Genomic DNA, 11,789 nt, shown 5'->3' on the forward strand with positions numbered 1-11,789 from the left:
GTGCGGATCGCCGCATCGCACGCTCCTGCAAGGCCTGCGGTAATATCCCTGCCGTCTCCCCACGTTTGGATGTCTGCCGATGCGCAGTAAACTGGAAGCCTGCCTGCAAGCCGTCAACCAGGTGATATTGGGCAAGGATGCGCAGGTTCGCCTGGCCCTGACCTGCATTCTGGCCGACGGCCACCTGCTGATCGAGGACCTGCCCGGCATGGGCAAGACCACCCTCAGCCATACCCTGGCCAGGGTCCTTGGCCTGGGTTTCCAACGAATCCAGTTCACCTCCGACCTGCTGCCCAGCGATATCCTCGGTACCTCGGTGTTCGACAAGGACAGCGGCGGTTTCGTGTTCCATCCGGGGCCGATTTTCGCCGAGCTGGTGCTGGCCGACGAGATCAACCGGGCCACGCCCAAGAGCCAGAGCGCACTGCTCGAAGCCATGGAGGAGGGCCAGGTGACCATCGAAGGCGCAACCCGGCCGTTGCCATCGCCATTCTTCGTCATTGCCACGCAGAACCCCAGTAGCCAGGGCGGCACCTTTGTCCTGCCCGAGTCGCAGCTCGACCGGTTCCTCATGCGCGTGTCCCTCGGCTATCCGGCCCGTGCCGCGGAAAAGGCGCTGCTGCAGGGAGTGTCCCGACGGGATCTGCTGCCGCAACTGCCAGCGATCCTCAGCCATGGCGAGCTGGCGGCATTGCAGCAGGAGGTCAAGCGGGTCCGCGCCAGTGATGCGTTGGTGGACTATGTGCTGCGGCTGGTTGGCGCGACCCGCAGCGAAGCGCAATTCGCCTGGGGTCTGTCGCCACGGGCGAGCCTGGCGATCCTTGCTGCCGCCCGGGCCTGGGCGCTGCTGGCCGGGCGTGACTACGTGATTCCCGAGGACGTGCAGGCAGTGCTGCCGGCGGTGGTCGGCCATCGCCTGCGTGAGCGGGCCGATCCGGCCGGCCTCGGCGGTGGTGCCCTGGTGCAATGGCTGCTGCGCGAGGTGCCGGCGCTTTGATCGCCCGGCTGCGCATGGCGTGGCAAGCCTGGCTGGCCCGGCGCCTGCCGCCGTCGGCGCGGGTGGTGCTGACCCAGCGGCGGATCTTCATCATGCCCAATCGGGCCGGCGCGGTGTTCGCCGCCCTGCTGTTGCTGATCCTGCTGGTGGCGATCAATTATCAGAACAGCCTCGCCTACGGCCTGTGTTTCCTGCTGCTGTCGTTGTTCGTCGTGGCGATCCTGCACACCTATCGTAACCTGCGCGGGCTGGTGCTGAACGCCGGGAGCGGGCCGGCGGTGTTCGTCGGCGAGGAGGCACGGTTCGTGGTGCAACTGGAGAGCACCGGCAGCCGCCACCAGGCGATCCACCTCGGCTGGTCGGCCCAACCGATGCAGACCGCCGACGTGCCGCCGGCAGGGATGCGCGAACTGCAACTGACCCGGCCGACCGAGGTCCGTGGCTGGCTCGCCGCGCCGCGGATCGGCGTGCGCAGCAGCTTTCCCCTGGGCATCCTGCGGGCTTGGAGCTGGGTCGACCTGGGCCAGCAGGTACTGGTTTATCCACAGCCGCTGGAGGGTGAGCTACCGACCCTGGCCAGCGTGCCGGAAGATGGGCGCGAGGAGGGCGTGTTCGCCCACGGGCAGGGCGTCGATGACTACCAGGGCCTGAAACCCTACCAACCGGGCGACTCTTGGCGTCGCCTGCACTGGAAAGCCTACTCCCGAGGACAAGGCCTGTTGGTCAAGGATTTCGCCTGCCTCGAAGGCCAGGAACACTGCCTGGACTTCCTGGCCCTGGGCGGCGATGTCGAGCAACGCCTGTCACGCCTGTGCTATTGGGTGCTGGAACTGACCCGGCGCGAAGTGCCGTTCGCCCTGCAACTGCCTGGCCGGCGGCTGGCCAGCAATCGCGGTGCGGCCCATTGCGAAGCCTGCCTGCGGGCCCTGGCGCTGTTCGGACAGGCGTCATGAACAGCGCGTCGATGATTTCCCGGGCCAGCCTGGTCTGGCTGCTGCTGGCTCAGGCGCTGGTGATGCTGCCGTTCTGGTTCCATGTGCCGCTTTGGATGGTCGCCTTCTGGCTCGGCTGTACCTTCTGGCGGATCCAGGTCTATCGCATGCGCGCGGCGTTTCCCGGTCGCTTGCTGGAGTTGCTGTTGCTGCTGGGTACCATCGGCGGTATCTGGCTTTCGCGCAGCAGCCTGATAGGCCTGGATGCCGGTGCGGTGCTGCTGGTGGCGATGTTCATCCTCAAACTGGTGGAAACCCGGACTCATCGCGATGCGTTGGTGTTGATCTTTCTCGGGTTGTTCTGCGTGGCGGTGGCGTATCTGTTCGAGGACAGCCTGCCCTGGGCGGCTTATAGCCTGCTGCCGATCACGGCGCTGCTGGCGGCGCTGATCGGCTTGCAGCAGGGGCCCGGTACCCGGCCGCTGGCAACCTTGAAGCTCGCCGCGACCCTGCTGGCGCAGGCCTTGCCGTTGATGTTGCTGCTGTTTGTATTCTTCCCGCGGATCGCGCCGTTGTGGTCGTTGCCGCTGCCAAGCGACAAGGGACTGACGGGGTTGTCCGAAAGCATGGCGCCGGCCGACGTCGCCGAACTCGGGCGGTCCGCCGAGCTGGCCTTTCGTGCCAGTTTCGACGGCCCGCTGCCGGCGCGGCGGGAGCTGTACTGGCGAGCGCTGACCCTGGAGCAGTTCGATGGCCGGCGCTGGAGCCAGTCACCGGGAATCGCCTTCAGCCCGACGCCGAAGTGGCAGGCAAGCGGTGAGCCCTGGCGCTACAGCATCATCCTGCAACCCAGCGGCAAGCCCTGGCTGCCGACCCTGGATGTCGCCCGCAGCGACCTTGCCGATGCACATCAGTTGGCGGACTACCGGCTGCAGCGCCAGCGGCCGGTGCAACAGGCGTTGCTGTACCGGGCCAGTTCCTGGTCGCAGGTGCCGCGTGACCTGCAGCTTGACGAGCGTGCGCGCCGCCGTAACCTGCAACTGCCTGCCCAGGGGGATCCGCGGAGCCGCCAGTGGGCGAGTGAACTGCGTCGCACCTATCCCCAACCGCAGGCGCTGGTGGCGGCGTTGCTCAAGCATTTTCACGATGAGCCCTACCACTACACCCTCAAGCCGCCTACCCTCGGTACCGACAGCATCGACGGTTTCCTGTTCGACAGCCGCCAGGGCTTCTGTGCGCACTTTGCCGGGGCGATGACCTATGTGTTGCGTGCAGCGGGCATTCCGGCGCGGGTGGTGGCCGGTTACCAGGGCGGCGAGTTGAACCCGGCGGGTGGCTTTCTCAGCGTGCGCCAGTACGACGCCCATGCCTGGGTCGAGTACTGGCAGGCTGGGCAGGGTTGGCGTAGTGTCGACCCGACCTACGCGGTAGCGCCGCAAAGGATCGACCTGGGGTTGGAACAGGCACTCGCGGCAGAGGAGGGCGCCCCCGGCACTTCGGTGTTTTCGCCGCAGCGTTACCCTCGGCTGACCTGGCTCAACGAGTTGCGCCTGGGCTGGGATAATCTCAATTATGGTTGGCAGCGCTGGGTCCTGGGTTATCAGGGCGAACAACAGTTCCGGCTGCTGGGCCGCTGGTTCGGCGAGCTGTCCGGGATGCTGCTGCCGGTGGGGCTGGTGCTGATCCTGGCGGTGTTGTCGTTGTGGTTGCTGCGCCCCTGGAAGGCGAAAGCCGACCCGCAACTGCGGGCGTTCGAAAGCTTTGAGAAGTTGCTGCGCCGGCGCGGCCTGGTGCGTGAACCGGGCGAGGGACCGCTGGCGTTCGTCGAGCGCGCGGCGGGGCAGTTGCCGCGCCAGGCGCAGAGTATCCGCCGCTTTGGCGAGTTGTTCGTCAGCCAGCGTTATGCTGCACAAACCCCGTCGATGGATGCCTTGCAACAGGCGTTGCGGTCATTGCGTCGCAGTCTTGGAAGTTCGATTTGGGAGTGATGTCTATGTCGGCCCTGGTAGATCGTTTGGTGGTTCAGGTGGTGAACCTGGAAGTCCGGCTGTTGGCCTGTCATGCACGGGTCGATGCGCTGACCGATGACGAGGGCCTGCACGACCTGCGCATTGCGGTACGCCGCCTGCGCAGCCTGTTGCGACCCTTGCGCGGCTTGCCCGGCGTCGAGCAGTTGGAGCAGGCGGCGGCCGATGTCGGGCGGTTGACCACGCCGATCCGCGATCGCGAGGTGCTGGCGGCCTACCTGCATCGTCAGGGCCATCCTGTCGCAGCGATGCGGCGTACCGAGCAGTTGTCCGAAGACTACTGGAAAGTCGCGCGCAGCAGTGAACTCAAGCACCTGCTCGATGTGCTCGATGCCTTCCCGCGCTTCCTGCGTGCCGCTGAGCATCAGGGGCTGCTCAAGGGCCTGCGCAAGCGCATCGAGAAGCGCCTGGCCAAGCAGTGGCGAGCGTTGGACGAGGTCTTGCACGCGCCGGGTCATGACCGCCATCGCCTGCGCCTGCTGATCAAGCGGGTGCGTTACACCGCCGAAGCCTATCCGGAGCTGGACCAGTTGCCGGCTCCGGCGCTGCGCCGGCTCAAGGCTGCGCAGGAAGCCCTGGGTGACTGGCATGACTGTTGGCAGTGGTTGCTCCAGGCCGAAGCCCAGGAGGATCTACAACCTTGCGTCGAGGGCTGGCGCACCACCATGGCTCGCGCCGAAGTCAAGGCCGACCGCATGCTGGAGAAGCTCAGCGACCGCTGTTTCGCCTGAGGCCACGACCTGTTTGGCAGATCATTTGGCCGGAATGGACGCTTTACCTCGCGTAGCGTCTGGTTAAGATTCACTTCCATGATGCAAGCTTGTAGTTTGCAGTGGATATCAGCGAATTCTTGGCCGAGGTGTGCATGGATTTTTCAGATTTGCTCGAGGCGGTCCGTCGTGAGCCCCAGGCCGTGGCCATTCCGCCGGAATGGGGCCAGGGTCGTGCCAGTTTCGGTGGCCTGGTGGTCGCGCTCCAGTACGAAGCCATGCGTGCCCGGGTGCCCGCCGAACGGCCGGTGCGGTCGTTGGCGGTGACCTTCGTCGGCCCGGTCGAGCCGCTGGTACCGGTGAGTTTCGAGGTCGAGGTGCTGCGTGAAGGCAAGGCGGTCAGCCAGGTGCTCGGGCGGGCAGTGCAGAACGGCCAGGTGGTGACCCTGGTGCAGGGCAGCTTCGGTGCGGCGCGGGAGTCGGTGGTGGCAGTCGAGGCCGAGCCGGCGCCGTTCATCAAGCACTGGGAGCAATGCCAGGAAGTGCCCTACTTCAAGGGGGTGACTCCGGAGTTCATGCGGCACCTGGCACTGCGCTGGGGCGTCGGCGGCTTTCCGTTCACCGGCAACACCTCGCGGCAGATGGGCGGCTGGGTGCGTCTGCGTGGCGAGGTCAAGGAGGAGCCATTGAGGGAGGCGCACCTGCTGGCATTGGTGGATGCCTGGCCGCCGGCGCTGCTACCGCACCTGAAGCAGATGGCGCCGGGCAGCAGCCTGACCTGGACCATCGAGTTCGTCCAGCCGCTGCAGGAACTCACAACGTTGGACTGGTGCAAGTACCTGGCAGAGATCGAACATGCCCGCGACGGCTACGGGCACGTGGCGGCGGCGCTGTGGAGCCCGGACGACCGCCTGATAGCACTGAGTCGGCAGACCGTCACCGTCTTCGGCTGAGGCGCCAGGCCTAGGCTTCCAGCGTATGGCGCTTGCGCTGCAGGGCGGCGGCGGCGACCAGGCCGATCGCGCCGATGGCGACATTGGCCAGGTCCTGGGTGAAGACGCCGCTGGCCACCAGCAGGAAGGCCAGGGCGAACAGCACCATCGACAGCAATTGCAGGCCTTCGCGGGTTCCATCGCTGGAAGTGCCGGGTGCCACGCGCCATTGCCAGGCGGGGAAATCAGGATGACGTTTGCCCATGATGATGCTCCTTGGTTCGTAGATTCGATGGACCAAGAATAAGTCGGGCAAACGTCGGCGACGAATCAACTCTTGCTATCGCGTCTATAGCTTGAGCTGGCCTATGGCCTTGTTCAATTCACCGGCCAGGGTCGCCAGTTCATTGCTGGTGCTGGTCGAGTCCACGGTCTGTTGGACGGTGTTCTCGGTGACGTCGCGGATGCTCACCACGGCCCGATTCATTTCTTCCGCGACCTGGCTCTGCTGCTCGGCGGCCACGGCGATCTGGGTATTGCTCTCGCGCATCTGCGCCACCGCACCGGTGATCTCGGCCAGGGCGGCCCCGGCTTCCTGGGCCTGCTGGACGCAGTCGTCGGCCTTGAACGAGCTTTCCTGCATGAAGTCCACGGCATCGCGGGTGCCGGACTGCAACGCCGAGACCATGGTGGTGATTTCGTCGGTGGAGGTCTGCACGCGCTTGGCCAGGTTGCGCACCTCGTCGGCGACCACCGCGAAGCCCCGGCCCATTTCGCCGGCCCGGGCCGCCTCGATCGCCGCGTTCAGAGCCAGCAGGTTGGTCTGTTCGGCAATGCTGTGGATCACGCTGACCACGCCGTTGATCTTCTGGCTGTCCTCGGCCAGGCGCTGGATCATTTCGGCGGTCTGCTGCACGCCGCTGGAAAGACCGGCGATAGACTGCTGGACGCGGCTGACCACTTCCTTGCCGCTGCCGGCCAGGGTGTCGGCGGTTTTCGACAGGTCGCGGGTGGCGCCGGCGTGCTGGGCGATGTGATAGACCGTCGCGGTCATCTCGTTGATGGCGGTGGCGGCCTGGTCGGTTTCGCTCTGCTGGCCGAGCATGCCGTGCTGTACATCGTTCATGCTCGAGGCCAGGCGCGCTGCGCCGACGTCCAACTGCGCGGCAGTCCGGGCGACGGTGCCGACCACGCGCTGGTAGCCGGCCTGCATGGCGTTGAAGGCGCTGGCCATCTGACCGACTTCATCCTTGCAGGCCAGTGGCACGCGGGCGGACAGGTCGCCGGTGCGTTCGACGTGCAGCATCACGTCCTTGAGGGTGTTGAGTTGGCTGAGCAGGAAGCGGATCAGCAACTGCGAGGCGCCCAGCATCGCCAGCATCAGGATGAACACGGCCACCGCATAGTTTGTGAAGCGGTCGCTGAACACTTGCGCCAGGCTCGGCGCGTGGGCGAGCACGGCCACCCGCTGGTTGCCGCGGCTGATCACTTCGGCACCGAGCAGCGGGTTGTCGCCGAACAGGGGCATGTAGTCGTAGGCGACCCAGCCCTGGGCGTCGGCCAGGCGGGTGAGCATCTGGCCGTTGACGCTGGGTGCCTGGCCGTTGGGGAATACCAGCACCTGGTCATTCTGCGGCAGGGCCTGGCCCGCCGGCCAGTTGGCCAGCAGTCGTGCCTCGGCCTGCGCGGCCGCGCGTGCGGTGTCGGTGCGGGCCTGCTGTTCGAGCTGGACCGCGTACAGCACCAGCAGCAGGGTGGTGACGAAGGCCACAGCGTTGACGGCCCAGAATTTGTACTTCAGCGAGATGTTGCTAAGCCAGGCACCCATGGAAGGTCTTCTCTGATTGAGCGGAAACAGTATTGGCAAGGTGCCATCATTGTGTTCCACGCAAGGTGAAGACGTGTTGACATGGGTCAAGCAATCGAGGGCAGGCCAAAGAACGCGCGGGCGCAGGCGCTGCTGTGGGCGGCCAGGTCGGCCTCGGTTTCGCCGCGATGCAGAGCCACTTCGCGCAGCACTTCGGTGAGGAAGGCCGGCTCGTTGCGACCATTCTTCGGCTTTGGCCGCAGGCTGCGTGGCAGCAGGTAGGGCGCATCGCTTTCCAGCATCAGGCGGCCACGGGGGATCTCACGGACCAGCGGGTGCAGATGGGTGCCGCGGCGCTCGTCGCAGATCCAGCCGGTGATGCCGATATGCAGGTCCAGGTCCAGATAGCTGAACAGCGCCCGCTGCTCGCCGGTGAAGCAGTGCACCACGGCAGCCGGCAGGCGGTCGCGGTAGTCACGCAGGATTTCCAGCAGGCGCAGGTTGGCATCGCGCTCGTGGAGGAACACCGGCAGTTGCAGTTCCACCGCCAGGGCCAGGTGTTCCTCGAGGACTTTTTCCTGTTGCGGACGCGGGGAAAAGTCGCGGTTGAAATCCAACCCGCATTCACCGACCGCGCAGACGTTCGGCTCCTTGAGCAGGGCTTTCAGACGAGCGGCACTGTCGGCATTCCAGTCGCTGGCGGAATGGGGATGGATACCCGCCGTGGCGAACAGCTGGCGACCGCTCTCATCCAGCGTCCGGCATAGCTCCAGGGCCTGTTCGCTACCCTCGATGCTGGTGCCGGTGATGACCAGTTGGCAGACCCCGGCGGCCTGTGCGCGGTCGAGTATTTCCCGGTGTTTTCCGGAAAAAGCCGAGTTGGTCAGGTTGACGCCGATATCGATGAGTTGCATGGTTCGTCCTCAGGCCACAGGCCGGAAAGCATACCAGAGCTGTAGATTTATAATAAAAACCAAGAACTACAACGAGTTATGACTGTCTCTTAAGGCCGCAAGCCACCCGCGCCAGCTTTCACGCCGCCGCCTTGGTCGTCTTGCGCACTTTTAATCGCGTTCAAGAGACGCTCGGTTTCCATCGACCCGTATCAAGTCCGGGGACTTGCGGCGGGACAGTATTCTTTGCGGAGAACGGATGAAGCGACCCTCGCTGTTGCTCCTGCTGTGCCTGTCCCTGTTGCCGTTGCCGGCGCTTGCTCGGCTGGCCGGACCACCGGAAATCGGCCATGCGGCCAAGGTTCGCGACCTGGCAGAAATCCGTGGCAGTCGGGTCCTGCGGGTGCTGGTCAACCAGAGTCGCAACAGTTCGGGGGAAATCCAGGGCGAGGCGATCGGTGTAGAGTATCACCGGCTGCGCGCCTTCGAGCAGTACCTGAACGGCCATGCCCGCGATCATCAGGAAATCACCCTCAAGCTCATTCCCAAGGCCAAGGACCAGTTGCTCGGCGCGCTGCAGCGTGGCGAAGGCGACCTGGTCGCTCCGGGCGAATTGCTCGAAGCCCAGCCTGGCCATGCGGTTGGCGTCAGCGAGCCGATCGGCAATCCGGTGCCGTTGCTGTTGGTGGGGCTCAAGGGCGAAAAGCGTTTCAGCCGAGTCGAGCAACTCTCCGGACGAACGCTGACCCTGACCACCGGCAGCGCCGCCGCCGATGGGGTCAACCAGATCAACCAGAAGCTGGCGCTGCACAAGTTGCCGCCAGTGAAAGTCGAATGGGTCGACCCGAGCCTGGCGGTGGAAGACGTGTTGGAAATGGTCCAGGGCGGGATCTTTCATCTGACCATCGTCGAGCAACCGATTGCCGAGCGGTGGGCCAAGGTCATGCCCAAGCTGCGCTTCGATCGGCAGGTGCTGGTCGGCGAGCCGGGGCAGATGCACTGGTTCGTGCGCCGAGATGCTTCCATGCTGCTGGCCAGCATCGATCGGTTTTTCAAGACCTACAAGGCGCCCGACAACCAGGATGTGGCCTTCCTGCGGATCTACCGGCGCCTGTACCAGGTGCATTATCCGTTGGCCCGTGACGACCGGCAGAAGCTGGAGAAGCTGCGGCCGGTGTTGCAGCGGCATGCCAAGGCCCAGGGCATCGACTGGCTGAACCTGGCGGCGCTGGCGTTCAAGGAGTCGGCGCTGGACCCAAACGCCCGCGGTTCGAGCGGCGCCACCGGGCTGTTGCAAATCACGCCGTCGGCGGCGCAGCGGGTCGGCGTCGGTAATATCCAGAATGTCGATAACAACGTGCAGGCCGGGGCCAAGTACCTGGCGATGATCCGCCGCAAGTTCTTCGCCAGCCCCAAGCTCAACGAGCGCGAGCGCATGGCCTTTGTCCTGGCGGCCTACAACATGGGGCCGGAGCGGGTCCAGGCCATGCGCGCCGAGGCTCGGCGCCGCGGCCTCAACCCCAACCAGTGGTTCTTCCAGGTCGAACGGGTGGCGATGGAGCAGGTGGGCATGGCGCCGGTCAACTATGTTAATAGTGTGAACAAGTACTACCTGGCGTTCGATCGGGAGCGTGGTTCCCTGGAAAGGGATTCTCTGGAACGTAGCGAAAGGAAGATTGCCTCACGGAAATGATCGATCAATTCGATTGTTATGTCGGATTTTTTGCGCTTTTTTCATTTTAAAAACTGATTAATATAGCGCCCATCAACTCGACATTTGAATTAAGGATTCAACCATGAGCACTCTGACCCAACGCGTTCTGAACACCCGTGCCGGCTACGGCCTGACTGTCCTGCGGATTCTGGTGGGGGTTATCTTCGCCGCCCACGGTGCGCAGAAACTCTTCGGCCTGTTTGGTGGCTACGGCCTGGCGGGCACCGCCCAATGGATGGAGAGCATCGGTCTGGCGCCAGGCCACCTGATGGCGCTGCTGGCCGGTGGTACCGAGTTCTTCGGTGGCCTGGCCCTGATCATCGGCCTGCTGGCGCGGCCAGCGGCGCTGGGCCTGAGCTTTACCCTGGTGGTGGCGATCTTCTCGGTGCATATCCACAACGGTCTGTTCATGAGCAACAACGGCTATGAGTTTGCCCTGGCCCTGCTGGGCGGCACGCTGGCAGTACTGATCGAAGGTGCCGGCAAGGCCTCGGTCGATGGCGTCATCAACCGCTGAAATCCCTGGATCATCACCAAAGGCCCGCATTCGCGGGCCTTTTTCGTTGGGTATTTGGCGTCGCGGCGTCGGGTGCGATTCTTGACAGTGGCCCCTGCGCTTCTCTAGGATGCTGTTCATGCGCCGATTTAAACAGCTACTTGCGGGGCGCCAGGGGAGTCGACAGGACTCCGCCAGAAGTCTGCTCCAGGCTTCGAAATACCGCTAAAGCGCTGGTTCGGTGTTGCCTCACACCTGCCCGGCAGATCGTTGAGGCGGAGACACGCACGTTGAACAATCCACGCCCCGTCATACGTCTGGTGCCGATCACGGCTAACCTTCCCGAACGTAATCCGAAGATTCTCCTGTGCGGCAAGAACCAGCCGACGCTGCTGCGTTGCCTGGATGGCTGGCCGCGCCGCAAGGGGCGCGCCTCGGCCTTCCTCATCCAGTTTGCCGAAGATGGCGATTCGTTGGAGCGCTTTGCCGACGACAGCTTCGACATGGCGGTTATCCAGTCGCCGAGCGCGGAGCAGGCCGAGGCGGTGATTCACCAACTGACGCGGGTGGCGCGGCAGGGGCTGATTACCCGGCGGTGAGCCTGTCGGGATTGAGGTGGGCCCTTCGCGGATGAATCCTGCTCATACGGGGTATCGCAGCGATCACCATTCCTGTGAGCGCCACAAAACCATGGGAGCCGGCGGTCCGGCGCCCCGGTTTATCCGCGAATGAAGTCACCACGGTTCAGGAGGGGCATCGCGGATCAGGGATAGTCGATGGCCGTGATGTACACCAACTGCTCGCCAGTCGGGGTCATGACTTTCACCTCGGCGTCGAGGGGCTTGCCGATCAGCGCGCGGGCCAGGGGTGAGTCGATGCTGATCAGGTTCAGCTTCAGGTCCAGTTCGTCGGGGCCGACGATTCGATAGCGCGATTCCTTGCCATCCTCGTTCTCGATGGTTACCCAGGCCCCGAAATAGACCTTGTTCGGATCGCTGGGGCGATCACCGACCACCTTGAGGTTTTCCAGGCGCTTGGTCAGGAAGCGCACGCGACTGTCGATCTCGCGCAGCATCTTCTTGCCGTAGGTGTACTCGGCATTTTCCGAACGATCGCCCTGGGCGGCCGCCTCGCTCACCGACTGGGTGACTTGCGGCCGACGTACATGCCACAGCTCATGCAGCTCGGCGCGCATGCGGGCCTCGCCCTCGGGGGTGATCAGGGCGGTGCCAGCGGTACGGGGAGGGCGATAGCGGCTCATCGGCATTCCATCTGCGAGAC

At 64.6% G+C, this 11,789-nt stretch carries 12 protein-coding genes; 8 read left to right on the forward strand and 4 right to left on the reverse strand.

Features of this window, described 5'->3' with window-relative positions:
- Nucleotides 1-79: 79 nt before the first annotated feature.
- The 5 genes from AC6I6U_RS12110 (at nt 80) to AC6I6U_RS12130 (ending at nt 5,619) form a co-directional block, all read left to right on the forward strand.
- The gene (locus AC6I6U_RS12110; RefSeq protein ID WP_497882171.1) at nt 80-997 is read left to right on the forward strand and encodes an AAA family ATPase; all 918 of its coding nucleotides are present in this window, start codon (nt 80-82) and stop codon (nt 995-997) included.
- Nucleotides 967-1,950 carry a DUF58 domain-containing protein gene (locus AC6I6U_RS12115; protein WP_497882172.1) on the forward strand — a complete coding sequence of 328 codons (984 nt, stop codon included), beginning with the start codon at nt 967-969 and terminating at the stop codon, nt 1,948-1,950. Before AC6I6U_RS12110 ends, AC6I6U_RS12115 begins: the two co-directional genes overlap by 31 nt.
- Entirely contained in the window at nt 1,947-3,917 is a 1,971-nt protein-coding gene (locus AC6I6U_RS12120; protein ID WP_497882173.1) for a transglutaminase TgpA family protein, read from the forward strand. The genes AC6I6U_RS12115 and AC6I6U_RS12120 overlap by 4 nt, the downstream gene beginning before the upstream one ends.
- Nucleotides 3,918-3,922: 5 nt before the next feature.
- Nucleotides 3,923-4,687, forward strand: a complete 765-nt coding sequence (locus AC6I6U_RS12125; protein WP_497882174.1) for a CHAD domain-containing protein — start codon at nt 3,923-3,925, stop codon at nt 4,685-4,687.
- Between the two features lie 134 nt (nt 4,688-4,821).
- Nucleotides 4,822-5,619, forward strand: a complete 798-nt coding sequence (locus AC6I6U_RS12130; RefSeq protein ID WP_497882175.1) for an acyl-CoA thioesterase — start codon at nt 4,822-4,824, stop codon at nt 5,617-5,619.
- Nucleotides 5,620-5,629: 10 nt separating this feature from the next.
- Here the strand turns inward: AC6I6U_RS12130 and AC6I6U_RS12135 are convergent, their stop codons facing one another.
- The 3 genes from AC6I6U_RS12135 to AC6I6U_RS12145 form a co-directional block, all read right to left on the reverse strand.
- Nucleotides 5,630-5,863: a terminase gene (locus tag AC6I6U_RS12135; protein ID WP_497882176.1), complete on the reverse strand. Its 234-nt coding sequence runs from the start codon at nt 5,861-5,863 to the stop codon at nt 5,630-5,632.
- Nucleotides 5,864-5,947: 84 nt separating this feature from the next.
- Nucleotides 5,948-7,426, reverse strand: coding sequence for a methyl-accepting chemotaxis protein (locus tag AC6I6U_RS12140; RefSeq protein WP_497882177.1), 1,479 nt, complete (start codon nt 7,424-7,426; stop codon nt 5,948-5,950).
- Between the two features lie 86 nt (nt 7,427-7,512).
- Nucleotides 7,513-8,319: a TatD family hydrolase gene (locus tag AC6I6U_RS12145; RefSeq protein ID WP_497882178.1), complete on the reverse strand. Its 807-nt coding sequence runs from the start codon at nt 8,317-8,319 to the stop codon at nt 7,513-7,515.
- Nucleotides 8,320-8,557: 238 nt separating this feature from the next.
- On the opposite strand from AC6I6U_RS12145, the gene AC6I6U_RS12150 reads away from it, so the two are divergent.
- From AC6I6U_RS12150 to AC6I6U_RS12160, 3 genes are all read left to right on the forward strand, one after another.
- Nucleotides 8,558-9,991: an MltF family protein gene (locus AC6I6U_RS12150; RefSeq protein ID WP_497882179.1), complete on the forward strand. Its 1,434-nt coding sequence runs from the start codon at nt 8,558-8,560 to the stop codon at nt 9,989-9,991.
- Between the two features lie 103 nt (nt 9,992-10,094).
- The gene (locus tag AC6I6U_RS12155) at nt 10,095-10,529 is read left to right on the forward strand and encodes a DoxX family protein (protein WP_497882180.1); all 435 of its coding nucleotides are present in this window, start codon (nt 10,095-10,097) and stop codon (nt 10,527-10,529) included.
- 269 nt (nt 10,530-10,798) lie between these two features.
- A complete protein-coding gene (locus tag AC6I6U_RS12160; RefSeq protein ID WP_497882181.1) occupies nt 10,799-11,107 on the forward strand; it encodes a class I SAM-dependent methyltransferase in 309 nt (102 codons plus the stop codon).
- Nucleotides 11,108-11,271: 164 nt separating this feature from the next.
- Here the strand turns inward: AC6I6U_RS12160 and greB are convergent, their stop codons facing one another.
- Entirely contained in the window at nt 11,272-11,769 is a 498-nt protein-coding gene (gene greB / locus AC6I6U_RS12165) for a transcription elongation factor GreB (RefSeq protein WP_497882182.1), read from the reverse strand.
- Between the last annotated feature and the right edge of the window lie 20 nt (nt 11,770-11,789).

The organism is Pseudomonas sp. UTLPPB19802 (assembly GCF_059730225.1).